Consider the following 24,610-nt stretch of genomic DNA (forward strand, 5'->3'; position numbering starts at 1 on the left):
CGTCGCGTGTTAGGTTAGCCTTTCCTCATCGCTAGCCTGGAGGTGGACATGCGCTGCCCGACGCCGGCCGAGCGGGCCCGGACACTGCTGCGCGGGCGGCTGCCCGGCCTGCTGTTCCTCGACGACGTCACGGTGCCGCTGCCCGTGCGGCACGGCACCGACCGCGCCGGGCGGCCGCTGCTGCTGATCCCGGCCGACGGCGGGCTGCGCGCGGCGCTGCGCTCGCGCGGGCCGGCCGCTCCCGGCGGCGTGCTGCGGGTCGACGACGTGCCGCCGTCGGCCGACGCGCCCAGCCTCGGCCAGGGCCGGGCCAGCGGCCGGCTGCACCCCGTCGGCCCCGGCGCGAGCACCGCGGCGGCGCTGGAGTTCGCCGCGTCCAACCCGCTGCCCAGCCTGCTCGGCGTCGGCACCGACGCCGTCCTCTACCGGCTCGAGGTCACCGGCGTGCACCTGCTCACCGACGGAGGCGGCGGCCCGCTCGACCTCGCCGCGTACGCCGCCGCCGTCCCGGACCCGCTGCACGAGGCCGAGCGCGACCTCCTGCTCGACCTCGCCGACCATCACCGCGACGAGCTGGAGCCGTGGTTCCGCGCCGCGCTGGCGTCGGCCGGCATCGACGCCGATCGGCCGCGGGCGGCCCGGCTGGACCGGTACGGGTTCACCGTCGACACCGGGCGGCCGCGGCGGCGGTGGGTGCGGCTGGACTTCGCCCGGCCGCTGGACACCGTCGAGGAGCTGGCCGAGCTGCTGCACCCGGTGCTGTTCCACCCGCACGTCAGCTGACGCAGACCACCCCGTCGTCCACCCGGACGACGTCGGCGTGCCGGGCGATGGTCTCCGGCCGGTGCGCCACCAGGATCAGCGTCCGCCCGGCCCGGACCCGGTCGACGGCGGTCTCGATGCCGGCCGCGACCGCGGGGTCGAGGTCGGCCGTCGCCTCGTCGAGGATCAGCACCGCCGGGTCCACCAGCGCGGCCCGGACGATGCCGACCAGCTGCTGCTCCCCCGCCGACAGCGCCGACCCGTACGGCCCGACGACGGTGTCCAGCCCGGCCGGCAGCCCGGCCAGCCACGCCGTCAGCCCGAGCCGCTCGACGGCGTCCAGCAGCTCGTCGCGGGTCGGCTCGTGCGGCACCAGCGCGAGGTTGTCCGCGAGCGTGCCGCTGACCAGGTGCACCTGCTGCGGGACGAGGACGATGCGCCGGCGCACCTCCGCCTCCGTCGCCGACGCGAGGTCGACCCCGCCGAACGCGACCGTCCCCGCGTCCGGCCGGTACAGCCCGCTGGCCAGCTTCACCAGCGTGCTCTTGCCCGATCCCGTCGGGCCGGCGATCACCACGTGCGCGCCGTGCGGGAACGTCACGTCGACGCCGGCCAGGACGTCGGTGCCGGCGCGGTAGGCGTAGTGGACGCCGCGCACCGTCAGGTCGCCGGAGGCGGGGAGCGCGGCGCCTTCGGACGGCGAGCGCTCCGCCGTCCGGTCCAGCAGGTCCAGCAGCCGGGCCAGGCTGACGGCGGTCGCCTGCAGCTCGCCGAAGACCTGCGACAGCCGCAGCACGCCCTCGAAGAGGTTCGCCGTCGCCAGCACGAACACCGCGACCGTGCCGATCGTCACCCGGTCCTGCCCCGCCAGCCAGGCGCCGGCCACCAGCAGCACCGCCACCGAGAGGCCCTCCAGGAAACCGATCAGCCGCAGCCGCAGCTCGACGTCGACGGTGTGGTCCTCGGCGGCGCGCAGCTCGGCGTTCTGGGCGGCGAACCGGCGCCGCCGCTCCGGCATGCCGCCCGTCAGGTGCAGTGTCTCGCGCGCGGCCAGCGTCTCGGTGAACGTCGCGGCGATGCCCGCCCGCCCCGCCGCCACCCGTCCGTACACGGTGGTCGCGTCGCGCCGGAACCAGCGGATCGCCAGCCACGTCGCCGGCAGCGTCACCGCCAGCGTGATCAGGGTCAGCAGCGGCGAGTACGACACCAGCACGGCCAGCGTCAGCAGCAACGACAGCGACAGGTTCACGACGTCGGGCAGCTGCTGGCGGACGAAGTCTGTGACGGTGGCGACCTCGCCGGTGGTGCGCTGCAGCAGGTCGCCGACCCGGTGCGACTCGATGAACCGCAGCGGCGCCGTGGCGATCCGGGCCACCGCGGTGTCGCGCAGGTCGCGCACGACCCGCTCGCCGGTCCGCGTCAGCAGCACCTCGGACGTGCGCAGCAGGAAGATCCGCGCGACGACCACCACCGCCAGCACCGCGACCGCCGTGAACAGCCCGGACCGCGACCGCTGCACCAGCTCGTCGATCGCCCGGCCGATGATCGGGGCCATCGACACCAGCGCGCCGGCGCTGAGCACGCTGACCGCGAGCGCCAGCAGCGCCTCCCGCCGGTACGGCCGGGCCACGGCGGCGAAGCGCCGGTACACGCCGCGGGTGGACGGCGCCTCCTCGAGGACGGGCGCGTCAGCCATCGATGCTCCCCGCCGTGACCGGGACCCGCAGGTCGATGACGCGGTCGGCGCGGTCGTGCAGCTGCGTCCGGTGCGACACGGCGACGATCGCGGTGTCGGGCAGTTCAGCCCGCAGCCGGTCCAGGATCGCCCGCTCCGTCCCGACGTCGATCGCCGACGTGACGTCGTCGAGCAGCAGCACGCGTGGCCGACCGAGCAGGGCGCGGGCCAGCGCCAGCCGCTGCACCTGCCCGCCCGACAGCGTCGTCCCCCGCTCGCCGACGGCGGTCTCGTATCCGGCCGGTAGCGCCCGGACGAACCCGTCGGCGCCCGCGATCCGCCCGGCCCACGCCACTTCCTCGCCGCTCGCGTCGCGGCCGAGCCTGATGTTGTCCGCGACGGTGCCCGTGAGCACCAGCGGACGCTGCGGCACGTAGCCGATGCGGGCCCACCACTCGCCGCGGTCCGCCCGGCCCACGTCGACGCCGCCGTACCGGACGACCCCCGCCGCGGGCTCGTCCAGCCGCGCGACCACCCGCAACAGCGACGACTTGCCGCTGCCCACCGGACCCCGCAGCACCACCAGCTCACCCGGCGCCGCGGTCAGTCGCAGCGGCGGGGTGGGTTCGCCGCCACCCCCGGTCCGCGCCGCCAGGTCGTCGAGCAGCAGGTCGCCCCGCTCCGGCAGCACGGCATCGCCCGTCGTCGGCGGAGTGTGTCGGTGCCCGCCCGTAGGGTGGGCACCCTCCCTAGAGGGGCGGGTCATACCTACCTCCGCCGAGCCGTTCGCGCCCCCGCCCGCCTCGCCGGCCGCCGCGCCCCCGCCCGTGCCGAGCACCTCGGCGATCCGCGTGCCCGACACCTCGGCCTCGCGGCGGTTCGAGACCAGCAGCACCAGGAAGCTCAACGCGATGGTGAGCATGGTCATCCACGACGTGTAGGCGATCAGCCCGCCGATGCTCAGCCCACCCGACAGCACCGCCAGCCCACCCGTCAGCAACCCGGCCGCGATCGCCAGCCGCGGCACCGACGGCGGCACCGACGCCCACCAGGCGGCGAGCCGGGCCAGGGCCAGCGTGTGCACCGTCACGTCGCCGCTGGCCGCCGCGTGCCGCCGCACCAGGCGGCCGGTGCCGCCCAGTCCGCGCACCGCTCCCGCGGCGGACAACAACTCCTCCACGGCGCCGGACCGGCGCGAGTGCGCCCCGGCCAGCCGTTCGGCCGCGGCGGCGTACCGCGGCGGGAAGATCAGCTGCGTGACGACGACGAGCGGCGCCATGACGGCCGTGACGATCAGCAGTCGCGGGTGCAGCGTCGCCACCGCGGGCACCACGACGACGATCGTGCTCAGGGCCAGCGTCCAGTAGGTGAGCTTGTCGACCCAGTCGGCCACGGCCAGCACGTCCCGCTCGGCCCGCGAGGCGAGGTCGCCGCGGTCGAAGCGGGCGGTCACGGCGCCGTCGACGTCACCGGCGCGAGCGAGCAGGCGCGTGCGCAGGTCCTGCGCCGTCGCGTTGGCCGCGCGCCGGGTCAGCCGCTCGCCCACCGCGCCGCCGGCCAGCACGACCAGCGCCAGCCCGGCGACGGCCAGGGCCCAGCCGGCGGTGCGGCCCGGCGCGCCGGCCTCCAGCCCGTCGTCGACGGCGCGCTGCACGAGCGCGGGCGTGGCCAGGTAGCCGAGCTGTCCCGCCAGAGCGGCGAGCAGGCCGGCGACGAGCACGCGCCGGCGCCGGCGGAACACCTCCCGCAGCAGCCGGCGGCCAGGGGCGCGGGTCCGATCCGCCATACCGGGAACGTCCTCTCGAGGGGTCGCAGCGTCACCGCCAGGTTAGGGTCGGCTAACCTGGTGTGGTCCAACCCAGCGGTCACCTCACATCAGGCCGCGGACGTCCACGGTCGGGAGGTGCGGTGTTCGCGCGCGCGTTCGGTGGCGGGCTCGACGGCGCCGAGGAGTTCTGGCTCACCCGGTTCGAGCTGCCCCGGCTGAGCGGCTTCACCGTCCACGAGCACGCCGAGCACCAGCTGTCCTGGGTGGCGCACGGCCAGCTGGTGGTGGAGGCGGGCGGGACGTGGCTGCTGCCGCCGTCGCAGGCGGTGTGGATCCCGGCCGGCACCCCGCACGCGCTGCGCGCGACCCGCCCGACCCAGCTGTACTGCCTCTACCTGTGGCCGGCCGACTGCCCCATCGCGTGGACGAGCACCACCGTCGTCGCCGCCGACCCGATGCTGCGGCAGGTCATGCTCTACCTCGCCCGGCCGGACCTCCCCGACGACGCCGCCCAGCGGGCCCGCGCGCTGCTGGCCGATCTGCTGCGCCCCGATCTGCCGCAGCAGCCGCGGGACGTCCCGATGCCGGCCGGCGGGCCGGCGCGCGAGCTGGCCGTCGCGCTGGTCCGCGACCCCGGCGACCCGCGCGGCCTGCGCGAGTGGGCCGCCGCTCTGCACGTCAGCGAGAAGACGCTGCGCCGCTCGTTCGTGGCCGGTACCGGCATGACGTTCACCGACTGGCGCACCCAGGTGCGGCTGCGGGCGGCGCTGCCGCTGCTGGCCGACCGGCTACCGGTCGCGGCCGTCGCGGCACGGGTGGGCTACCGCAGCGTGAACGGGTTCATCAACGCGTTCCGCCGTCACTTCGGGCGGACGCCGGGAAGCTACGCGGCGCTGCTCGGCGCGTGATGCTCGTGTGCCAGGCCCATCCGCTCGGCCCGGCGCATCAGGTCCAGTCGCTCGTCCAGCCAGCCGTCCATCGCCGTCTGGATGCGCAGCAACTCACCCGGGTCGTCGCAGCGCCGGCGGTAGTCGGCCAGCCACCGCAGCGTCTCGTCGACATAGCGGAGCTTCGCCGCAATCGGCCACGTCATCGGCTCCCCCCTCACCCTCTCTGGGGCCAGGTTCCCCGTTCCGCGCCGAACACACCTCCTCCGCGGCGGGTGAGATCGAGGCGGCGTCGGGTCGTCGCCGGAGCGGTGCCGGCGCACCGAGAGCCCGGCCGTCGACGAGTCGCTGATCCGGCTCTCCGTCGGCATCGAGGACGTCGGCGACCTCTGGGCCGACCTCTCCGGCGCGCTCGCCACCATCTGACCGCCACATCGCCGCAGGCCACGGGCTGTACCGCGGCGCCTTTGCAATGAGCACCTATACGCATCCCCGCCGGGGCGATGCGTATAGGTGCTCATTGCAAAGGGGCGCGGCGCCCACACCCCACCGGGATGATGCGTATCGGTGCTCATTGCAAAGGGGCCCGGCGGGGCGCTGCCCGCCATGCCGAGGCGCAGGGCACCCGCGGGAACCGGACGCCGCGACCTACAGGCCGAGCGTCTCCAGCCGGGCGATGTACTCGTCCTCCTGCTCCTCCTCATCGGCGTCGGTCTCCCAGGGGGCGAGCAGCCACGCCTGGGTGGCGTCGTCGAGGGCGGCCAGCCGGCGGTTGTACTCGTCGCCGTTGTCGGTCCAGTAGCCGACCACCTTGTACGCCGACGACGGCAGCTTCAGCTCGTGCCGCAGGTAGCGGCGGGCGTCGCGCAGCACGGCGGTCTCGCCGGCCACCCACACGTAGCCGGAGCCGGCCGGCAGCTCGGCCGCGCGCAGCGCATCGGACAACCGGCTGGCGCCGTGCCCGTTGCCGCCGTACAGCCAGGCCACCTCGACGCCGTCGGGCAGCGCGACCCGGTGCGCCGGCGTGGGCACCTCGAGCACGGCGCGGGTGCGCACCCGCGCCGGTGTGGCCTCCAGCAGACGGACCGCGGCCGGCAGCCCCGCGGCGTCGGCCAGCAACAGCTGCCAGCGCAGGTCCGCGGGCGGGTCGTACATGCCGGTCGGTGTGTTGACGGTGACGACGTCGCCCGGCGCGGCCGCCCGCGCCCACGTGGCCGCGACCCCGCCGTCGTGCACGACGAAGTCGATCACCAGCTCGCCGCGGGCGCGGCGGAACTCCCGCACGGTGTAGGTCCGCATCGGCGACGGCTCGGCGCCGTCCGGGTACGTCCACCGGCCGCGCTCGTCGACGACCGGCAGCACCGGCTCGGCGCCCGGCGGCGGGAAGAAGATGCGCAGGTACTCGTCGCCGACGCCGGTGCTGGCGAACCCGGACAGGCCCGCGCCGCCGAACACCACCCGCACCATGTCGGCGCAGAGCGGCCGCGCGTCGATCACCTCCGCACGGAAGAACCGCATCGGCGCTCCTCGAACCCGACGGACAAAGGTGAGGAAAGCCTAACCTGCCACCTCCTGGTACGCGATGCCCGCACCGAGGCACACGTCCTCGCGCCAGCACGGCGCCACCAGTTGCAGGCCCACCGGCAGGCCGGTGCCCGGCGCGCGTCCGCACGGCACCGTCAGCGCCGGGTGCCCGGACACGTTGAACACCGACGTGTTGCGCGCCACCACCGTGGCCAGCACGCGGTCGCGCCCGCCCAGCGGCACCGCGTCGACGCCCTCGGGCGGTGCGACGATCGCCGACGTCGCGCAGGCCAGCAGGTCCACGTCGGCGAACAGCGCGTCGACGGCGCCGGCGAGGACGGTGCGGCAGCGCAGGGCGTGCAGGTAGTCGACGGCGGACAGCGACCGGCCGCCGGTGAGCAGCTGCGCGAACACCGCGCCGTAGCCGTCGAGGTCGTCGCCGGCGTCGTGCAGAGACGCCGTCTCCGCCGCGACCAGGATGCGCTTGATCGCGTCGGGGTCGATCTCCTCGATCACCGGCAGGTCGACCGGCACCAGCGTCGCGCCCAGCCCGGCCAGCACCTTCGCCGCGGCGTCGACCAGGGCCAGCACCTCGTCCGACGCGACCCGGAACCAGCCGCCGAGCACGCCGACCCGCAGCCCGGCCAGCGGCGCGTCGCCCGCCGCCGAAGCCGGCCTCCCCGCCATCGCCGTCGTGGCAGACGCCCCGGCCATCGCCGTCAGCGCGGCGCCGGCCAGCGCCACCGACGAGGCCAGCGGGCCGGTGTGGTCCATCGTCCAGGTCAGCGGCGGGATGCCGGCACGCGGGACGCGGCCGAGCGTCGGCTTCAGCCCCACGGCGCCGCACCAGGCGGCCGGCACCCTGATCGAGCCGCCGGTGTCGGTGCCGACGGCCAGCGGCAGCAGCCCGGCGCCGACGGCCGCGGCCGGGCCGGACGACGACCCGCCGGAGCGGCGGCCCGGGTCCCACGGGTTGCGGGTGCGGCTGTTCGGCCCGGACGCGAACTCGTACGTCGCCAGCTTGGCCACCAGCACGGCGCCGGCCGCCCGCAGGTTGCGCACCGCCTGCGCCGTCGTGGCCGGCCGGAAGCCCGCGTAGCGGCGCGAGCCGAACGTCGTCGGCGACCCCTCGACCTGCACGACGTCCTTGACGCCGAACGGCACGCCCTCCAGCGGGCGGGCCGCTCCGGCGGCGAGACGCCGCGCCGACTCCTCCGCCGCGGCCAGCGCCTCGTCGGCCAGCAGCACCTCGACGGCGCCCAGCTCACGGCCGCGCCCGTCGAGGTCGCCGAGCACCCGCTGGACGGCGCCGACCGGATCCGGATCCACGGCCGCCGCCCCCGTGGGGACGAGAGGCGGCGGCGCGGCCCCGACGACGTCGCCGAACGGCACGACCGGGTCGGGAAACAGCGGCAGCCGGTACCGTCGCAGCGCGGCGACGTCGGACCGCACGTCGGGGTGCGACGGCGCGCTCACACCTCCATCCGCCAGTCCGACGGCGCCGCGACCCACTCGCCGGACCCGGCGTCGGCGATGATGTACATGTACTCCCCCGGGTTCACCCGCGAGAAGCCCGGCCGCGTCTGCAGGATCGCCGACTTCTCGTACGGCGCCCTGATCTCCTGCAGCGTGTCGCCGGTGTGCGCGTCGACGATCCGCGACAGCAGCGTGCCGCCGTCCACCACCGCCGACAGCCCCTCGATGCCGACCGACGGGTAGCAGAGGCCGCCGTGGTCGGCCCGGATCAGCACCCGCTCGCGCATCAGCAGCTGCTTCTCCGGCAGCTCCGGCTCGCCGTCGATGATGCCCAGCCCCTTGAGGAAGTTGTCGATGCGGGTCTGGGTGAGCGCGGCGAAGCCCTCGGGCATGACGTTGCCGCCCTGTTCGGCGACGATCGACAGCTTGCCGAGCGACTTCACGTACTGGTCGATGGTGCCGGCGAACGGGTCGACGTCGTGGACGAAGACGAAGTCGGTGCCCATCAGGCGGGTGAAGTCGAAGATCCGCTTCTGCTCCGGCGTCCGGTCCGAGTTCACCAGCGTGTAGTTGATCGAGGTGTCGCCGGCGCAGTGGTAGTCGATCATCGCGTCGATGTGAGGGATGATCTCCTCGCTGATGACGGCGGCCATCTTCTGCGTGATCCAGCCCTGCCGGGTGCCCGGGAACACCCGGTTCATGTTGTTCATGTCGGTGTTCCAGCCCTGGCCGGTGGCCCGGGTGCCGCTCTCGAACGCGACCGGGTTGGCCACCGGCACCCCGATGACGGTGCCGGCCAGCTGCTCCGGGTCCAGCCGGGCCAGCGCCGTGTTGACGGCCTCGGCGCCGAAGATCGCGTCGCCGTGCACGTTGGCGATCAGCAGCAGGGTCGCGCCGGGCGACCGGCCGCGCACCACCTGCCCGCTGATCCCCAGTTCCTCGCCGGAGCTGCGCCGGGCCACCGGCAGCCGGAACCGGGACCGGGAGCCGGGTGCGACGGCGGCGATCTCGTCGGATTGGGTCAGCGTGGTCATCGGGTCTCCCCTTCGGTGTCGGGCGCGTAGCGCCGCTCGAGATGGGACAGGTAGGCCTCGGTGCCGAGGTCGGCGCCGGTGGCGCGCGGCACCAGCTCGGCGAGGGTGAACGTGCGGCCGGGCGCGTGCACGTGGCGGCGCAGCCAGCCCAGCATCGGCGCGAAGTCGCCGGCCTCGGCGCCGGCCTCGAGGTCGACGCCGTCGCGGCGCATCGCGGCGGCCAGCTGGGCCGACACCAGGTTGCCGATGACGTAGCTGGTGAACAGCCCCATCCACCGGTGGCACCAGTGCGGGTCCTGCAGGGCGCCGTCGCGGTCGGACGCGGGCGCGGCGCCGAAGTACTCGGCGCTGCGCGCGTTCCACAGCTCCGGCACGTCGTCGACGTCGAGCGTGCCGGACAGCAGCGACGTCTCGATCTCCCAGCGCAGCAGGATGTGCAGGTTGAAGGTCAGCTCGTCGGTGGCGATGCGGATGACGCTGGTCGGGCGGGCCACCAGCGCCTCGTGCAGCGACTCCGGCGTCACCTCGCCGGGGTGGTCGCCCAGGTATGGCGCCAGCACCCCGTGCGCGAACCGGGCGAACTCGGGGGTGCGCCCGACGATGTTCTCCCAGAACTTCGCCTGCGACTCGTGCAGCCACGGCATGACGCCGCGCGCCGCCGACGTCCCCCACAGCTCCGGCGCGATGCCCTGCTCGTAGAGCGCGTGCCCGATCTCGTGGACGGCGCTGGTGAGGATCTCGTCGAACGGGACGTCGTCGCGCAGCGTGAAGCGGACGTCGTTGGCGCCGGACGGGCTGGTGAACGGGTGCGGCGACACCGCGAGGCCGCCGCGGTTCCAGTCGTAGCCGATGCGCTCGGTGAGGTCGCGGACGAACGCGAACGCCGTCTGCCGGTCGAGGTCGGGGAAGCCGACCCGGGGCCGGCCGGCGTAGCGCTGCTGCCGCAGCGCGTTCAGCCGCAGGACCGGCTCGCGCAGGCCGGCCAGCAGCGCGTCGGTGGCCGCGTAGGACAGGCCCGGCTCGTACGCCGACAGCAGCGCGTCCATCGGGTGGTCGGGGTAGCCGACGGCGTCGGCCAGCCGCAGGTTGAGGTCGACCAGCCGCCGCAGCCACGGCGCGAAGTCGGCCCAGCGGCCGGCCGCACGGGCGTCGCGCCAGGCCGGGAACGCCTCGGCCGCGACCACCTGGAAGTCGGACAGCACCTCGACCGGCCGGGTGCGGGCCGCGTCGTGGTCGCGCCGCGCCGTGCGCGCGACGGCCCAGGCGGCGAAGTCGTCGTCCGGGTCCGGTCCGTGCCGCTCGACGGCCGCGACCAGCTGGTCCAGGCGCGGGTCGGCGATGCGGTCGCGCATGCGCCGCTCCATCAGCCCGATCTGGCGGGCGCGGTCGGCGGTCGCGCCGTCCGGGAGCACGGTCTGCTGGTCGTAGCGGAGGTGGTCGAAGATCCGGCGGTAGTCCTCGGTCTCGGCGAGGTACTCGCGCAGGTCGGCGATGGGGGGTGCCACGTGCGGTCCTCCTGGGTCTGGGTCAGGCGGGACGGTGCCCGGCGGCCGGCTCGTCGGCGCCGGCCACGCGCTGGCGGAAGTACTCGAGGACCTGGTCGCCCGTCTGGCAGAGAAACGCGCTGACCAGGGCGGCCACGGCCTCGGCGTTGCCGTTGCGCACGGCGGTGGTGGCCTGGCGGTAGAAGATGTTGTTGAGCGTGACGTGCTCGGGGTCGTCGCGCAGCCCGTGCGGCACCGACGAGATGCGGGCGCGCAGCTGCCGGACGACCTCCAGCGCGGTGCGGTTGCCGGACGCGTCGTAGAGGATCTCCCGCCACCGCCAGGCCGTCTGGAACATCAGCTCCCACTCGCCGCTGGCCGAGAGCTCCAGGACCTGCGCGAGCAGCGCCTCCATGCGTTCCACCTCGGCCGGGCCGAGCCGCGGGACGGCCGCGCGGGCCATGTCCGCCTCGATCAGCGCGCGCAGCCCGTACACCTCCCGCACCGTCTGCCGCGACATGCCGCTGGACACCGCGCCGACGTTCGGCACGTGCCGGACCAGCCCGCGGCCGGCCAGGACGCGCAACGCCTCGCGCACCGGCGCCCGGCTGACCTCCAGCTCCTTGGCGATCGCCAGCTCGCGGATGCGGGCGCCCTCGGGGAACCGGCCGTCGATGATGGCCCGCTCGATCCAGTCGGCCACCGTCTCGGGCAGGGTCGATGACTCCGTCAGGGCGTCGGTCGTGACCATCTCGTTCCCGTCTCGCGTGGAAATGATTGTCGACAATAAGACCCGACTCGCCGCCGACGCAAGACCCGCGCCCGGAGGTCTCGGCCGGACGCCGGAGCGCGCATCGGGTTCGTAAAGTCTGCGTGACGTCATTGACAGCCCGCACGCTGTTTCCTAAGCTCACGGCAATCGCACCGGCCGTCGGCCGCACTCGATCGCCGTCCGGCCCCGCGCGACGCCGCCCCCTCGGACCGAGGGTCAGCCCTCGCGTTCATACGCCTCCTCGCCCCGACGAGAGGCCACATTGACTCACTGTAGTGTCGACAATCTCTCCTGATGTGGAGGTCAGGCACATGGCACCCGAACTCAGTCGACGGTCGCTGCTGACCATCGCCGGCGGACTCGGCGCCGGCTACCTGCTCGCCGGGTGCGGCAGCGACGATGAACCGTCGGCCACCGGGGCGTCCGGTGGCGGCGGCGAGCTCGTCGTCCGCACCTGGAGCGGCGTCTGGGAGGGCGCCGTCAACGCGATGGCGTCCGGCTTCGAGTCCGCGAGCGGCATCTCGCTGCTCAACGACCCGGGCAGCGACACGCTCACACTGCTGGAACAGCGGCCGGGCGAGCACGACGTCGCCTGGCTGATCGGCACCGACTCCACCCGCGGCATGACCGACGGCACCCTCGAGCCGATCGACACCAGCCGGATCGAGCGGTTCGGCCAGATCAACTCGCGGCTCTCCGACGGCATCACCCACGAGGGCGAGCTGTCCGGCGTCCCGATCAGCTACACCGCCACCGGCATCATCTACAACCGCGACCGCCTCGGGTTCGAGATCACCAGCTGGGAGGACCTCTGGCGCGAGGAGCTGCGCGGGCAGCTGTGCATCCAGAACGCGCCGTCGATCGGCGGCCTGTTCCTCGTCTTCACCGGCGCGCGCGTCTTCGGCTCCGGCCCGGACGACTACGAGGCCGGCTGGAAGGCGATCGAGGAGCTGGCGCCGAACGTCCAGTTCCTCTTCAACACCAGCAGCGACGGCGTCAGCAAGCTGGCCTCGGGCAGCGTGCTGGCCTGCGTCACCATCGCCGACCAGGGCGTGCCGCTGCGCGAGCAGGGCATCGAGACCGTCATCCCGGAGGAGGGCACCACCTACAGCATCCAGAGCCTCACCGTGCCGGCCGAGACGAAGAACAAGGACGCCGCCTACGAGTTCATCAACTTCATGCTCGACCCGGACAACCAGGTCGAGTGGGCCCGCAACGGCAAGGCGGCGCCGTCGACCACCGACGTCACGCTCCCCGACGACCTCGCCTCCGAGCTGATGGAGACGCCGGCCGTCGCCGAGAGCCTGTGGCCGATCGACTGGTACGAGTTCGGCCAGCAGATCCCGGACTGGACCACGCGCTGGCAGAGGATCTTCGGCTCGTGACCCGAGCACGCTCCCCCGAGGACGAGGCCACGCTGGGACGGCGCGGCAGCTGGCTGCTGGGCGGCCCGATGCTGGTGTTCGTGGTGGCCATGTTCGGCTACCCGGCGTACCTGGTGCTGCGCACCAGCGTGGCCAGTGGTGACGGGCTGGACTCCGGCGGGTTCAGCCTCACCCACTACGTCACGTTCTTCACCGACTCGCTGTACCTCGACGCGTTGCTGAACACGTTCGTCATCGCGGTGGTCTCGACGGCGATCACCGCGGTGCTCGGGCTGCTGTACGCCTACGAGATCACCCGGCGGCCGGGGCTGCGCACCGTGCTGCTCCTACTGCTGGTGCTGCCGCTGCTGGTGAACGGCGTGGTGCGGATCTACGGGCTGCAGCTGGGGATGATCTCGCTGGACCGTGTGCTGCTCGACCTCGGGCTGCGCGACACCCCGCTCGGGCTGCAGTACTCCTTCGCCGGCATCATCATCGCGCTGGTCATGTTCCAGTTCCCGTTCATGGCGCTGGCGATCTACGCGGGGCTGTCGCGGCTGGACGTCTCGCTGGTCGAGGCGGCGCAGACGCTCGGCGCGCCGCGGCGGGCGGTGCTGCTGCGGGTGGTGCTGCCGCTGGCGGTGCCCGGGCTGGTCGCGGGCAGCGTGCTGACGTTCGCCGCCGCGGCCGGCACCTTCATCGTCCCGGCCATGATGGGCGGCGGACGGGTCAACACCATCCCGCAGATGATCTACACGTCGGTCAGCCAGACGTCGCAGTGGGCCACCGCCTCGGCGTTCGCCGTCGTGCTGGTCGCCATCCTCGCCGTCTCCATCCTCTACAGCCTGCGCCGCGGCCTGCGTTCGACGGCGGGAACGAGGTGAGCGCGATGGGACGCGAGCGCGTCCGCTACCCGGCCTTCGCCATCTGCTTCACGCTGCTGCTCCTGCTGCCGCTCGTGGTGGTCGTCGCCACGGCGGTCAACCCCGGCGCGTACATCAAGTTCCCGCCCGACGGGTTCACGCTCGACTGGTTCACCACCGCCGTCGAGACGCCGCGGTTCCAGTCGTCGCTACTGCTCAGCCTCCGCATCGCCGTCATCGCGTCGGTGGTGGGGCTGGCCCTGACGATCCCGACGGCGGTCGCGATCACCCGCGGCCGGCGACGGATGCGGCCCTGGGTCAGCACCGCGACCGTGCTGCCGCTGATCACGCCGGACATGCTGCTGGCGCTCGGCCTGCTGATCATGCTGGTGCAGATCGGGATGGCCAGCAGCCTGGTCGGGCTGGTGCTCGGCCACGTCCTCATCGGCATGCCGCTGGCGGTGCAGGTGCTGGTGGCCGCGCTCAGCGGCGTCGACGAGAACGTCGAGCAGGCGGCGCAGACCCTGGGCGCCTCGCGGGCCACCGCGTTCATCCGGGTGACGCTGCCGGCGATCCTGCCGGCCATCGGGTCGGCGGCGGTGTTCCTGTTCATCTTCTCCTTCGACAACGTCTCCATCTCGCTGTTCCTGTCCGCACCGGGCCAGACGACGCTGCCGATCACGATGTTCCAGTACCTGGAGTACAACTCCGATCCGACCGTCTCGGCGATGTCGACGATCCTCATCGTCCTGTCACTGGTCGTCGCCGTGGTCCTGTCGCGGCTGGGTGGCCTCTCCCACCTCGCCGGCTCGCCCACCAGGAGATCGTCATGACGTTCACCCACCAGTCCGGCACCGTCCCCGCCACCACGGAGGCGTCCGCGCCCTACCTGCGGCTGCGGGCGGTCACCAAGCAGTACCCGACCGGCGGCGGCGTCGCCGGCGTCGACCTCACCGTCGCCAAGGGCGACATGCTGGTGCTGCTCGGCCCGTCCGGCTGCGGCAAGACGACGCTGCTGCGCACGCTGGCCGGGCTGCTGCAACCCGACTCCGGCGCCATCGAGCTGGACGGCCAGGACCTCGTCTCGGTGCCGACGTTCCGGCGCAACATCTCGATGGTGTTCCAGACCTGGGCGCTGTTCCCGACCATGACCGTGCGCGACAACGTCGCGTTCGGGCTGAAGATGCGCCACGTCGGCAAGCAGGACCGCGCCGAGCGGGTGGCCCGGGCGCTGGAGCTGGTCGGGCTGACGGAGTTCGCCGACCGGCTGCCGCGGCAGCTCTCCGGCGGGCAGCAGCAGCGGGTCGCCGTGGCCCGCGCCATCGTCGTCGAGCCCCGGCTGATCCTCATGGACGAGCCGCTGTCCAGCCTCGACCACCGCATCCGCGTGCAGTTGCGGGCGCAGCTCAAGGACCTGCAGCGCGGTCTCGGCCTGACCGGCGTCTACGTCACGCACGACCACACCGAGGCGCTGGCGCTGGGCGACCGCATCGCCGTCATGGACGCCGGGCGCATCGTCGAGCTGGGCCGGCCGGTCGACGTGTTCGCCCGGCCCACCCGCCGCTACACCGCCGAGTTCCTCGGCCTGGCCAATGTGGTCGACGTCAGCGCCGACGGCGACGGCTACCGCACCGCGGCCGGCGCCCGGATCCCGGGCGACGTCACCGCCGGCCGGTCCGACGTCGTCGCCGTCGCGCTGCGGCCCGACTGCGTGCGGCTCAGCCAGACCGACGACGGCGGCACGCCGGGCGTCGTCCGGGTGGTCGAGTACCAGCCCGGCGGCGTCCTGCACGACGTCGAGCTGACCGGCGGCGCCCGGCTGCAGGCGCTGACGCCGGTCGGGCTCAGCTACTCGATCGACACCCCGGTCTTCGTGACCCCCGAATGGAGCAAGGCCGTACCCCTGGCCGACTGAGCGAAGGAGCGTTCGTTGCGGATCGACTTCCACACCCACATCTGGAACACCCAGCTCGACGAGGTGGACACGTTCGTCCAGAACATCACCGCGCTCGGGATCGACAAGGCCGTGGTGCTGCCCATCGCGCCGTACATGTCGAACCAGGCGGTGGCCGACCTCGTCACCAAGGCCGACGGCGCGATCGTCGGGTTCGCCTCCGTGGTCCCGTTCGCCGAGACCACCGGCATCCCGCGGGAGGACCCGCTGGAGACGCTGGCGCACGCGGTGAACGTGCTCGGGCTCAAGGGCCTCAAGCTGCACCCGCTGATCCAGGGGTTCGCACTGAACGACCCCGGCCTGGTGCCGGTGGTCTCCGCCGCCGGCGACCTCGGCATCCCCGTCATCTTCCACACCGGGCCGTCGAACGGCCGGGCCGGGCGGCTGGAGAACGGGCGCGTCGAGCTGCTCGACGACCTCGCGGTCATGTGCCCGAACACGGTGCTGGTCGCGGGGCACGCCAACCCGATGAGCGACGCGCTCTACCTCGCCCGCAAGCACCCGAACGTCTACCTGGAGACGTCCATCTCGTGGGCGCGGTGGGGCGCGCTGATCCCCGGCCTGGTGAAGCAGGTGGTCACCGAGGCCGGCCCGGACAAGATCCTCTACGGCAGCGACTTCTCCCTCGACCGCGACCAGCGCGTCATCGACACCGACGCCGTCTTCACGTCGTCCGGCCTGTCCGCCGGCGACCTCGAGCTGGTCTTCGGCGGCAACGCCGCCCGGCTGCTGGGGCTGTCGTGACCGCCGCGCTGCTGACCGGACCGGCCCAGCTGCTCGACGTCGCGCCCGGCGCCCGGCGGCTGTTCCATCTCCCCGTCGCCCGGCGCGCCTCGGGCGAGGACCTGCGCATCGCCGTCCACGTCGCCCGCGGCGCGGCCGGCGACGGGCCGGTGCTCGGGCTGGTGGGCGCCGTGCACGGCGACGCGATCTTCGGCTCGCACATCATCCGGCTGGCGATGGAGCGGCTCGACCTCGCCGGGCTGGCCGGCACCGTCGTCGCCGTCCCCGTCGCCAACCCGGTCGCGTTCGAGTCCGGCACCCGGACCACCGGGCAGGGCTGGAACACCGACATGAACAACCTCAACCGGGTCTTCCCCGGCGCCGCCGACGGCTGGGTGACGCAGCAGCTGGCGGCCGCGCTGTCGGAGAACGTGCTCGGCCGGCTGGACGCGCTGATCGACTACCACTGCGGCGCGAACACGTCGATCAACTACACGCTGGTCAGCGGCGACTCCACGCCGGAGCAGAAACGCGCGTTCGACTTCAACCGGCTGATGGGCTGTGACTTCATCTACGTGCACGACGTCAACCCGTACTCCGGCACCATCACCGGCTACGCGGCCGAGCAGGGCGTGCTGTGCGTCGTCGCCGAGCAGGGCGGCAACGTGCTGCCCGACGGCTTCGACGAGCTGGCGCTGACCCGCATCGACAACTACCTCAAGGCGCTGGGCATGATCGACGGCGAGCCGGTGCTGCCGGAGCGCCAGCTGGTCATGCGCGGCGGGCGGACGTTGCAGCGCGTGGTGCACGGCGGCCTGTTCTACCCGGCGGTCGGCATCGAGGCGCTGTCGGCGACGGTGCCGGGCGGCACCGTGCTCGGCCGCGTGGTCGACCCGCACTCGTTCGAGGTGCTGCAGACCATCACGGCGCCGTACGAGCGGTCCGCGCTGTTCCAGATGCGGCCGTCGTTCGGCCAGGTGAACCCCGGCGACTACGCCTACATCATCGGCGACGCGACGCAGGCCGCCGAGCTGCCCCGGCTGACCGACTGGAGGTTCCCACTGCCGGCCTGACGACCCGGGCCTCCCATGATCATCAACCTTTTGAGCTGTCATGACAGCTCAAAAGGTTGATGATCATGGAACCGGGGCGAGCAGGTGGCAGCGGGCGAACCCGTCGCCGGCCGGGTGCGGCGCCGGCTCGGTCTCGTCGCAGACCGGGCCGATCCGCACCGGGCAGCGGGTGTGGAACGAGCACCCCGGCGGCGGGTCCTCCGGCCGCGGCGGTTCGCCCTGCAGGACGATCCGGTGGCGCCGCTCCGCCAGCCGGACCGCCGGCGCCGCCGACTCCAGCGCCTGCGTGTACGGGTGCCGCGGCGCCGCGAACACCGCGTCGGTCGCCCCGGTCTCCATCACCTCGCCGAGGTAGAGGACGGCGACCCGCTCGCAGAAGAACCGCACCACGCCGAGGTCGTGCGAGATGAATAGGAACGCGGTGCCGAGCTCCTCGCGCAGGTCGGTGAGCAGGTTGAGGATCTGCGCCTGCACCGAGACGTCCAGCGCCGACACCGGCTCGTCGGCGACGATCAGGCGCGGCCCGGCCGCGATCGCCCGGGCGATGCCGACCCGCTGGCACTGCCCGCCGGAGAGCTGGTGCGGGTACAGCTCCGCCACCCGCGACGGCAGCCCCACGCGGTCGAGCAGCCGCGCGACCTCGGCCCGTCCGGCCGGCAGCCCGTGGGTGCGCAGCGGCTCGGCGACGGTGCGGTGGATCGGCAGCCGCGGGTTCAGCGACGCCCGCGGGTCCTGGAAGATCATCTGCACGTCCCGCGACAGCGCCCGGCGGCGCCGCTCGGACGCGTCGGCCATCTCGGCCCCGAGCAGCCGCAGCGACCCGCCGGTCGGGCGCAGCAGCCCGGCGACGATGCGGGCCAGCGTCGACTTGCCGCTGCCGCTCTCACCGACCAGCCCGACCGACGCGCCCGCGCCGACGCTGAGGTCGACGCCGCGCAGGGCCTGCACCTCGCCACCCCCGCCGCGCAGCCGGAACGTCCGGGTCAGCCCGGACGCCGCCAGCACCGGCGGGTCCGCCACCGGGGTACCCACCGCCACCGCCGCCGACTCCGTCATCGTGCCTCCTCCACCAGTCCGGTCCGGGGCGACGGCAGCTCGCCGGCGCGCAGGCAGGCGACGCCGTCGACCAGCCGCGGGTCGGTCGTCCGGCAGGCGTCGACGGCGTACGCGCAGCGCGGCGCGAACCGGCAGCCGGCCGGCATCGCGTCGATGCCCGGCACGCTGCCCGGCACCGTGGCCAGCCGGTCGGCGCCCTGCCCCATCGTCGCCAGGCACTCGACCAGCGCCCGGGTGTACGGGTGCCCGGGCGCCGACAGCACCCGGTCGACCGTCCCGGTCTCGACCACCCGCCCGGCGTACATGACGTAGACCCGCTGGCAGAACTCCGCGACCAGCCCGAGGTCGTGCGAGATGAACAGCATCGCCATGCCCTCGTCGCGGACGAGGTCGCGCAGCAGGTCCATGATCTGCGCCTGGACGGTGGTGTCCAGCGCCGTCGTCGGCTCGTCGGCCACGAGGAGCCGCGGCTCGCAGGACAGCGCCATCGCGATGAGCACCCGCTGCCGCATGCCGCCGGACAACTCGAACGGGTAGGACCGTGCGACCCGGTCCGGCGCCGGAATGCCGACCCGGGCCAGCAGCTCCAGCACCCGGGCCCGCCGCGCCCGCCGGTCCAGCGCGGTGTGCGCCTTGAGCACGTCACCCAGTTGGTTCCCGACCGGCAGCACCGGGTTCAGCGCGGTGAGCGGGTCCTGGAAGATCATCGCGACGTCCCGCCCCCGCAGCGGGCGCAGGCCGGCGCCGTTGGCGAGATCGTGCGACGTGCCGCCGAGCGTGACGGTGCCGCGGGCGGTCAGCCCGGGCGCCAGCAGGCCGAGCAGCGAGTACGCCGTCACGGACTTGCCGCACCCGCTCTCCCCCACCAGCGCCACCGCCTCGCCCGGCGCGACGGTGACGTCGACGCCGTCGACGGCGCGCAGGGCGGGGTCGGAGCGCAGCGAGACGACCAGGTGGTCGAGGGTCAGCAGCGGCGCGTTCATCGGGACCTCCGCGGGTCGGCGGCGTCGCGCAGCCCGTCGCCGGCGAACAGCAGCGCCATCAGCAGCACCGCGATCACCACGCCGGGCGCGACCGCGAGCGCCGGTGCCTCCAGGGTGTAGTTCGCGCCCTCGGCCAGCATGTTGCCCAGCGACGCCGACGGCGGCTGCACGCCGAGGCCGACGAAGCTCAGCCCGGCCTCGCCGACGATGGCGAACGCGAAGATCAGCGTGAGCTGCACCGTCGTCGCGCCGAGCACGTTGGGCAGCACGTGCCGCAGCACGATGCGCCACGGCCGCACGCCGGTGACCCGGGCGCTCTCGACGTACTCCTCCTGCCGCACCTGCAGCACGACGCTGCGCACCACCCGCGCGAGGTAGGCCCCGTAGCCGGCCACCAGCGCGATGATCGTGCTCTGCATGCCGGCGCCCATCGCGGCGATCAGCCCGAGCGCCAGCACCAGCGACGGCAGCGCCAGCCCGACGTCGATGACCCGCGCGACGACGACGTCCAGGGCGCCGCGTGCGTACCCGGCCAGCAGGCCCACCGGCAGCCCGATCAGCGCGACGCCGGCCGTCGTCGCCAGCCCGATGAACAGCGACGAGCGCAGCGCGTAGAACAGCCGGCTGAGCTGGTCGCGGCCGAAATCGTCGGTGCCCAGCACGTGGCCGCCGCCGGGCGGCTGCAGCGTGTTGCGCAGGTCCTGCGCGTTCGGCTCGTACGGCGCCAGCAGCGGCGCCGCGACGGCGGCCAGCACGAGCAGCGCGACGATCGCCCACGCGATCCGCTGCCCGGTGCTGCTGAGCAGCCGCCGCAGGAACGACGGACGGGGCGCCGCCACCGCCTCGACGGTGTCAGACACGGCCACGCGATCGCCTCACTCTCGGGTCGACGACGGCGTACACGACGTCCATCAGCAGGTTGACCGCCACGAAGATCACGACGATGACGAGGATGCAGGCCTGCACCACCGGGTAGTCGCGCGACAGCACGCCCTGCACCACCAGCCGGCCCATGCCGGGCAGCGCGAACGCGTTCTCGACCAGCAGCGCGCCGCTCATCAGCGCACCGGCCTGGATGCCGAGGATGGTCAGCGTCGGCAGGAACGCGTTGCGCAGCGCGTACCGGCCGTACACCCGCCACTCCGGGATCCCGAAGGCCCGCGCGGTGCGCACGTAGTCCGAGCTCAGCGTCTCGACCAGCCCGGCCCGGTTGGTCTCGAACACCAGCGCCGCGAACCCGGCGCCGAGCGCGATCGCGGGCAGGATCATGTGCACCAGGTGGTCGGTGAGGCTCTCCGACACCGGCACGTAGCCGAAGATCGGCAGGTACCCCTGGAACAGGATGATCAGCAGCAGCGCCAGCCAGAAGCTGGGCACCGCGATGCCGGTCGATCCGACCAGCCGGGCGGCCCGGTCGGCGGCGGCGCCCTGCCAGCGGGCCGCCACCACGCTCAGCGGGATGGCCAGCGCGACGGCCAGCAGGAACGAGTAGGCCGACAGCTGCGCCGTCACCACCAGCCGGTCGCCCAGCAGGTCGGACACCCGCTCGCCGAGCACCAGCGAGGTGCCGAAGTCGCCGCGGAACGCCGCGCTGATCCAGTCCCAGTACTGCACCGGCAGCGGGTCGTCCAGGCCCAGCTCGCGCCGGGTCAGCTCGATCTGCTCGTCGGTGACGTTGCCGCCCGGCCCGGCCAGGATCCGGGCCGGATCACCGGGGATCAGCCGCATCAGCAGGAAGACCGCCGACGTCGCACCGACGGCGACCACCAGGGCCTGCAACAGGCTCAGCGCGACGCGCCCGGCCGTGCGGGCCGGGCGGCGCGCCGTCAGCTGGAGAGCCAACACCCCTCCGTCGAGTGGGTGCCGCCGGCGTAGAACGTGAGGCCCTTGACGTTCGGGCTGGCCGCGATGATCTCCTTCGGCCACACGGTGAACGCGGCGTGCGCGTTCTCGGCGACGTTGCGGGCGATGTCGTGGTACATCTCGGCCCGGATGCCGGGGTCGCCCTCGGCGCGGGCCTGGTCCAGCAGCGAGTCCAGCTCGGGGTCGGCGAGGCCGAACACGTTGAGGTCGCCGCTGGAGTGCGCCAGCGGGTACAGCACCTCGTCGGGGTCGACGGTGCGGGTGGTCTGCCCGCTGTTGAACATGGTGAAGTCCTTGGCCGTGTAGATGAGGTCGGCCCACGAGCCGAAGTCCTGCTTCTCCAGCTTGATGTCCAGCCCGATCTCCTGCAGCTGGGCGGTCATCGCGTCGGCCTCGGAGCCCCACGGCGCCTGCGTGAACGAGTCGAACCGCACGGTCGCGCCGGTGTCGAAGCCGGACTGCTGCAGCCAGCGGCGGGCCTCGTCGGGCGCATAGCTCTGCGCGACGACGTCGGACAGGTCCTGGTAGGCGTCGCCGATGGCCGGCGAGAACGGGCCGCTGGCCGGCTCGGCGTAGCCGTTGTAGACGCCCTGCGCGATGCCCTCGCGGTCCAGCGCGGCGGAGAACGCGCGCCGCACGTCCGGGTTGTCGAACGGCGCCCGCGCCTGGTTGAAGGTCAGGTAGTTGAAGGTGTTGCCGACGAACTCGTGGATGACGACGCTGGGGTCGCGGGTGACCTGCCCGACCTGCGCGGGCACGACGCCGATGAGGTCGAACTCGCCGTTGAGGAAGGCCTGGATCTGAGTGCTGGTGGTCGGGATGATCGTGAACGTGATCGCGTCGAGGTGGTTGGTGCCGGCCCAGTAGCCGTCGAACCGCTCGAGCCCGATCCGGTCGCCCGGCCGGTACTCGCTGAACTGGTAGGGCCCGGTGCCGACGGAGGCCTTGAACGGGTCGGTCTGCGCGTACTGCTCGACGGCCGTGGGCGACATCATCATCACCCGGCCGCGGCGCAGCGACCCGAGGAACGCGGCGGCCGGCTGGGCCAGCCGGAACTCGACCTGGTGGCCGCCGAGCACCGTCACCGACTCCAGGAACGGCGGCAGGTTCACCGCGTCGGACCCGGGTGCCATCAGCCGGTCGAAGTTCGCCTTGACGGCGGCCGCGTCGAACGGGGTGCCGTCGTGGAACTCGACGTCGGTGCGCAGGTCGAACACGTAGCGGGTGGGCTCGGGCTGCTCCCACGAGAGCGCCAGCTGCGGCACCACCTCGCCGTCGACCACCTCGACCAGCCCGTTGTACGCGAGCGTCGAGATGGCCGCGGTGCCGACCGAGCCGGCCGCCCGGGTGCCCATGTCGAAGGCGGGCGCGATCGGTTCCTGCGTCAGCGGGATGCGCAGCTCGCCGCCGCGCTGCGGGGTGCCCTCGTCGGTCGGCGCGCCCGCGCCCGCCGGACGTGATCCGCCGCCCCGGCCGCCGCACCCGGTCAGCGCGAGCGCGCCGGCGGCGGCCCCCGCGACCAGGACCTGCCGTCTCGTGAGGATGTGCTCGGCCATCGGCCCTCCCATACGTGCACTCGACCCTTGCTCGGATGGGTTAGGTGTAATACCTTACGCCTAACATGTCAATGGTTGCGGACCTGACTACGGTGGAGGTCCCGATCACGATCAACGACTTCGTCAGAGGCGGTTCATGGCCACCGAAACCCCGCGGTTCGACGAACTGCCGCGCACGAAACTGCGCGACGCCGCGACGGACCAGATCAAGGCGCAGATCATCGCCGGCACGCTCGAGCCCGGCGCGCTCTACTCGATCAGCACCATCTCCGAGCAGCTGCGGGTGTCGGCCACCCCGGTCCGCGAGGCGGTGCTCGACCTCGCCAAGGACGGCCTGGTCGAGATGGTCCGCAACCGCGGGTTCCGGGTCCGCGTCCTCAGCGACAAGGACCTCGACGACATCGTCGAGCTGCGGCTGGCGCTCGAGGTCCCGGCGATGGAGCGGCTGGCGTCGCAGCGTCCGGCCCTCGACGTCGAGCCGCTGCGGTCGCCGGCCCGCGACCTCGTCCGGCTGGCCGAGGAGGGCGACATGGTCGGCTTCGTCGCCCTCGACCGGCAGTTCCACCTCGCGGTCACGGCGCTGCTGGGCAACGACCGCTACGTCGCGATGGTGGCGCTGCTGCGCGACCAGATGCGGCTGCTGGGCCTGTCCGGGCTGGAGGGCGACAGCCAGCTGGTCGCGTCGGCGCGCGAGCACGAGCAGCTGCTCGACCTCATCGCGGCCGGCGACGCCGACGGCACCCGGACGCTGATGACCCAGCACCTGCAGCACGCCCGGGGACTGTGGGCCGGCCGGCCCGAGGAGCCGGCCGATGACTGACCCCGCCGGCCCCGCGTACCTCGACCCCGCCGCCGTCCGTGCCGCCCTGACCATGGGCCAGGCGGTCGAGGCGCTCGGCCCGGCGCTGGCGGCCGTGGTGCGCGGCGAGCTGGACCAGCCGCCGCGGCTGGTGCTCGACGGCGGCCGGGTGCTGGTCATGGCCGCGACCCACGGCGGCACCGGCGACACCGTCGTCAAGACGGTCAGCGTCAGCCTCGACCACGGCGGCCGGGCGCCGGCCATCGCCGGCACCGTCCTGTGGCTCGACGGCGGCACCGGCCGGGCCGCGTTCACCGCCGACGGCGCCGAGATCACGGCCCTGCGCACCGGCGCGGTGGCCGGCCTCGCCACGTCGCTGCTGGCCGCGCCGGACGCCCGCCGGCTGACGGTGCTGGGCTCGGGCCGGCAGGCGGCCGCGCAGGTCGACGCGATGCTCGCGGTCCGCCCCATCGACGACGTCACGGTGTACAGCCGCACGCCCGCGCACGCGGCCGCGTTCGCCGGCGCGCTGACCCGCCGGGCCCCGGGCGTCGCCGTCCGCACCGAGGCCGACGCCGACGCCGCGGTGGCCGCCGCCGACGTCGTCTGCTGTGCCACGTCCGCCCGCGAGCCGCTGTTCCGCACGTCGTCGCTGCCCGAGCGGGTGCACGTCAACGCCGTCGGCTCGTTCCGGTCGGACATGAGCGAGCTGCCGCCGGACCTGCTCACCACCGCGTCCGCCGTGGTCGTCGACGACGTCGCCGGCTGCCTGGACGAGTCCGGCGAGGTGGCCGCCGCGCTGCGGGCCGGCCTCGACCTCGCGGCGCTGCGCCCGCTCGGCGAGCTGGCCGCGGCGCCGTCCCACCCCACCCACTCCGGCCGCACCGTCTTCAAGTCGGTCGGCTGCGCCGCCCTCGACTGGGCCGTCGCCGCCCGGCTGGCCGCCCGCGTCACCGCACCGCTGTCCTGACCCCCGCCCCCGTCCGGAGGTGTG

At 73.7% G+C, this 24,610-nt stretch carries 23 protein-coding genes and 1 pseudogene; 11 read left to right on the plus strand and 13 right to left on the minus strand.

The window, feature by feature from the left end; translation table 11 throughout:
- Positions 1–48: 48 nt before the first annotated feature.
- Positions 49–783, plus strand: a complete 735-nt coding sequence (locus BLV02_RS15730; RefSeq protein ID WP_069111754.1) for a hypothetical protein — start codon at positions 49–51, stop codon at positions 781–783.
- Here BLV02_RS15730 and BLV02_RS15735 read toward each other — a convergent pair.
- Positions 776–2,458, minus strand: coding sequence for an ABC transporter ATP-binding protein (locus BLV02_RS15735; RefSeq protein WP_069111753.1), 1,683 nt, complete (start codon positions 2,456–2,458; stop codon positions 776–778). The genes BLV02_RS15730 and BLV02_RS15735 overlap by 8 nt on opposite strands.
- Positions 2,451–4,223: an ABC transporter ATP-binding protein gene (locus BLV02_RS15740; RefSeq protein WP_069111752.1), complete on the minus strand. Its 1,773-nt coding sequence runs from the start codon at positions 4,221–4,223 to the stop codon at positions 2,451–2,453. Before BLV02_RS15740 ends, BLV02_RS15735 begins: the two co-directional genes overlap by 8 nt.
- 122 nt (positions 4,224–4,345) lie before the next feature.
- Here BLV02_RS15740 and BLV02_RS15745 point away from each other — a divergent pair, with 122 nt between their 5' ends.
- Positions 4,346–5,113, plus strand: a complete 768-nt coding sequence (locus BLV02_RS15745; RefSeq protein WP_171906751.1) for a helix-turn-helix transcriptional regulator — start codon at positions 4,346–4,348, stop codon at positions 5,111–5,113.
- On the opposite strand, the gene BLV02_RS15750 is transcribed toward BLV02_RS15745, so the two are convergent.
- On the minus strand, positions 5,089–5,298 hold the full coding sequence (locus BLV02_RS15750; protein ID WP_069111751.1) for a hypothetical protein: 210 nt from the start codon (positions 5,296–5,298) through the stop codon (positions 5,089–5,091). The two genes, BLV02_RS15745 and BLV02_RS15750, sit on opposite strands and share 25 nt — an antisense overlap.
- 79 nt (positions 5,299–5,377) lie before the next feature.
- Between BLV02_RS15750 and BLV02_RS38275 the strand changes: the two are divergent.
- A pseudogene (locus tag BLV02_RS38275) lies at positions 5,378–5,518 on the plus strand (PLP-dependent transferase); the annotation flags it as partial.
- Positions 5,519–5,740: 222 nt separating this feature from the next.
- Here the strand turns inward: BLV02_RS38275 and BLV02_RS15760 are convergent.
- From BLV02_RS15760 to BLV02_RS15780, 5 genes are read right to left on the minus strand one after another with little or no spacing between them, the layout of a single operon-like run.
- Entirely contained in the window at positions 5,741–6,610 is an 870-nt protein-coding gene (locus tag BLV02_RS15760; protein WP_069111750.1) for a siderophore-interacting protein, read from the minus strand.
- A 39-nt stretch (positions 6,611–6,649) separates the two neighbouring features.
- A complete protein-coding gene (locus BLV02_RS15765) occupies positions 6,650–8,092 on the minus strand; it encodes an amidase (protein ID WP_069111749.1) in 1,443 nt (480 codons plus the stop codon).
- Positions 8,089–9,126: a succinylglutamate desuccinylase/aspartoacylase family protein gene (locus tag BLV02_RS15770; RefSeq protein ID WP_069111748.1), complete on the minus strand. Its 1,038-nt coding sequence runs from the start codon at positions 9,124–9,126 to the stop codon at positions 8,089–8,091. Before BLV02_RS15770 ends, BLV02_RS15765 begins: the two co-directional genes overlap by 4 nt.
- On the minus strand, positions 9,123–10,631 hold the full coding sequence (locus BLV02_RS15775; RefSeq protein ID WP_069111747.1) for a gluzincin family metallopeptidase: 1,509 nt from the start codon (positions 10,629–10,631) through the stop codon (positions 9,123–9,125). Before BLV02_RS15775 ends, BLV02_RS15770 begins: the two co-directional genes overlap by 4 nt.
- Before the next feature lie 22 nt (positions 10,632–10,653).
- The gene (locus BLV02_RS15780) at positions 10,654–11,361 is read right to left on the minus strand and encodes a GntR family transcriptional regulator (RefSeq protein WP_069111746.1); all 708 of its coding nucleotides are present in this window, start codon (positions 11,359–11,361) and stop codon (positions 10,654–10,656) included.
- A gap of 332 nt (positions 11,362–11,693) precedes the next feature.
- Here BLV02_RS15780 and BLV02_RS15785 point away from each other — a divergent pair, with 332 nt between their 5' ends.
- Genes BLV02_RS15785 through BLV02_RS15810 form a run of 6 tightly spaced genes read left to right on the plus strand, consistent with a single transcriptional unit; the run spans position 11,694 to position 17,359 of the window.
- On the plus strand, positions 11,694–12,767 hold the full coding sequence (locus BLV02_RS15785; protein ID WP_069111745.1) for an ABC transporter substrate-binding protein: 1,074 nt from the start codon (positions 11,694–11,696) through the stop codon (positions 12,765–12,767).
- Positions 12,764–13,630, plus strand: coding sequence for an ABC transporter permease (locus tag BLV02_RS15790; RefSeq protein WP_069111744.1), 867 nt, complete (start codon positions 12,764–12,766; stop codon positions 13,628–13,630). The genes BLV02_RS15785 and BLV02_RS15790 overlap by 4 nt, the downstream gene beginning before the upstream one ends.
- 5 nt (positions 13,631–13,635) lie before the next feature.
- Positions 13,636–14,442 carry an ABC transporter permease gene (locus tag BLV02_RS15795; RefSeq protein WP_069111743.1) on the plus strand — a complete coding sequence of 269 codons (807 nt, stop codon included), beginning with the start codon at positions 13,636–13,638 and terminating at the stop codon, positions 14,440–14,442.
- On the plus strand, positions 14,439–15,524 hold the full coding sequence (locus tag BLV02_RS15800) for an ABC transporter ATP-binding protein (protein ID WP_069111742.1): 1,086 nt from the start codon (positions 14,439–14,441) through the stop codon (positions 15,522–15,524). Before BLV02_RS15795 ends, BLV02_RS15800 begins: the two co-directional genes overlap by 4 nt.
- A 15-nt stretch (positions 15,525–15,539) precedes the next feature.
- Complete coding sequence (locus tag BLV02_RS15805) at positions 15,540–16,307, plus strand: amidohydrolase family protein (RefSeq protein ID WP_069111741.1); 768 nt, start codon at positions 15,540–15,542, stop codon at positions 16,305–16,307.
- Positions 16,304–17,359, plus strand: a complete 1,056-nt coding sequence (locus tag BLV02_RS15810) for a succinylglutamate desuccinylase/aspartoacylase family protein (RefSeq protein WP_069111740.1) — start codon at positions 16,304–16,306, stop codon at positions 17,357–17,359. The genes BLV02_RS15805 and BLV02_RS15810 overlap by 4 nt, the downstream gene beginning before the upstream one ends.
- Before the next feature lie 63 nt (positions 17,360–17,422).
- On the opposite strand, the gene BLV02_RS15815 is transcribed toward BLV02_RS15810, so the two are convergent.
- From BLV02_RS15815 to BLV02_RS15835, 5 genes are read right to left on the minus strand one after another with little or no spacing between them, the layout of a single operon-like run.
- The gene (locus tag BLV02_RS15815; protein WP_083288686.1) at positions 17,423–18,415 is read right to left on the minus strand and encodes an oligopeptide/dipeptide ABC transporter ATP-binding protein; all 993 of its coding nucleotides are present in this window, start codon (positions 18,413–18,415) and stop codon (positions 17,423–17,425) included.
- Positions 18,412–19,398, minus strand: a complete 987-nt coding sequence (locus BLV02_RS15820) for an ABC transporter ATP-binding protein (protein WP_069111739.1) — start codon at positions 19,396–19,398, stop codon at positions 18,412–18,414. The genes BLV02_RS15815 and BLV02_RS15820 overlap by 4 nt, the downstream gene beginning before the upstream one ends.
- The gene (locus BLV02_RS15825) at positions 19,395–20,264 is read right to left on the minus strand and encodes an ABC transporter permease (protein ID WP_083288685.1); all 870 of its coding nucleotides are present in this window, start codon (positions 20,262–20,264) and stop codon (positions 19,395–19,397) included. The genes BLV02_RS15820 and BLV02_RS15825 overlap by 4 nt, the downstream gene beginning before the upstream one ends.
- Positions 20,251–21,240, minus strand: coding sequence for an ABC transporter permease (locus BLV02_RS15830; RefSeq protein WP_141711598.1), 990 nt, complete (start codon positions 21,238–21,240; stop codon positions 20,251–20,253). The genes BLV02_RS15825 and BLV02_RS15830 overlap by 14 nt, the downstream gene beginning before the upstream one ends.
- Positions 21,225–22,817 (minus strand): ABC transporter substrate-binding protein, encoded by a 1,593-nt coding sequence (locus tag BLV02_RS15835; protein ID WP_069111738.1) that lies wholly within the window; start codon positions 22,815–22,817, stop codon positions 21,225–21,227. Before BLV02_RS15835 ends, BLV02_RS15830 begins: the two co-directional genes overlap by 16 nt.
- Before the next feature lie 136 nt (positions 22,818–22,953).
- Here BLV02_RS15835 and BLV02_RS15840 point away from each other — a divergent pair, with 136 nt between their 5' ends.
- Together BLV02_RS15840 and BLV02_RS15845 are read left to right on the plus strand one after the other, a co-directional pair.
- Positions 22,954–23,637: a GntR family transcriptional regulator gene (locus BLV02_RS15840; RefSeq protein ID WP_069111737.1), complete on the plus strand. Its 684-nt coding sequence runs from the start codon at positions 22,954–22,956 to the stop codon at positions 23,635–23,637.
- A complete protein-coding gene (locus tag BLV02_RS15845) occupies positions 23,630–24,586 on the plus strand; it encodes an ornithine cyclodeaminase family protein (protein WP_069111736.1) in 957 nt (318 codons plus the stop codon). Before BLV02_RS15840 ends, BLV02_RS15845 begins: the two co-directional genes overlap by 8 nt.
- Positions 24,587–24,610 lie beyond the last annotated feature (24 nt).

The organism is Jiangella alba (assembly GCF_900106035.1).
GTDB lineage: Bacteria > Actinomycetota > Actinomycetes > Jiangellales > Jiangellaceae > Jiangella > Jiangella alba.

Excerpts from the sequence above, each read along its gene's own strand:
- BLV02_RS15730 (WP_069111754.1), top strand. The coding sequence starts at position 49 with ATGCGCTGCCCGACGCCGGCCGAGCGGGCCCGGACACTGCTGCGCGGG.
- BLV02_RS15735 (WP_069111753.1), bottom strand. The coding sequence starts at position 2,458 with ATGGCTGACGCGCCCGTCCTCGAGGAGGCGCCGTCCACCCGCGGCGTG.
- BLV02_RS15740 (WP_069111752.1), bottom strand. The coding sequence starts at position 4,223 with ATGGCGGATCGGACCCGCGCCCCTGGCCGCCGGCTGCTGCGGGAGGTG.
- BLV02_RS15750 (WP_069111751.1), bottom strand. The coding sequence starts at position 5,298 with ATGACGTGGCCGATTGCGGCGAAGCTCCGCTATGTCGACGAGACGCTG.
- BLV02_RS15760 (WP_069111750.1), bottom strand. The coding sequence starts at position 6,610 with ATGCGGTTCTTCCGTGCGGAGGTGATCGACGCGCGGCCGCTCTGCGCC.
- BLV02_RS15770 (WP_069111748.1), bottom strand. The coding sequence starts at position 9,126 with ATGACCACGCTGACCCAATCCGACGAGATCGCCGCCGTCGCACCCGGC.
- BLV02_RS15780 (WP_069111746.1), bottom strand. The coding sequence starts at position 11,361 with ATGGTCACGACCGACGCCCTGACGGAGTCATCGACCCTGCCCGAGACG.
- BLV02_RS15785 (WP_069111745.1), top strand. The coding sequence starts at position 11,694 with ATGGCACCCGAACTCAGTCGACGGTCGCTGCTGACCATCGCCGGCGGA.
- BLV02_RS15795 (WP_069111743.1), top strand. The coding sequence starts at position 13,636 with ATGGGACGCGAGCGCGTCCGCTACCCGGCCTTCGCCATCTGCTTCACG.
- BLV02_RS15800 (WP_069111742.1), top strand. The coding sequence starts at position 14,439 with ATGACGTTCACCCACCAGTCCGGCACCGTCCCCGCCACCACGGAGGCG.
- BLV02_RS15815 (WP_083288686.1), bottom strand. The coding sequence starts at position 18,415 with ATGACGGAGTCGGCGGCGGTGGCGGTGGGTACCCCGGTGGCGGACCCG.
- BLV02_RS15820 (WP_069111739.1), bottom strand. The coding sequence starts at position 19,398 with ATGAACGCGCCGCTGCTGACCCTCGACCACCTGGTCGTCTCGCTGCGC.
- BLV02_RS15835 (WP_069111738.1), bottom strand. The coding sequence starts at position 22,817 with ATGGCCGAGCACATCCTCACGAGACGGCAGGTCCTGGTCGCGGGGGCC.
- BLV02_RS15840 (WP_069111737.1), top strand. The coding sequence starts at position 22,954 with ATGGCCACCGAAACCCCGCGGTTCGACGAACTGCCGCGCACGAAACTG.
- BLV02_RS15845 (WP_069111736.1), top strand. The coding sequence starts at position 23,630 with ATGACTGACCCCGCCGGCCCCGCGTACCTCGACCCCGCCGCCGTCCGT.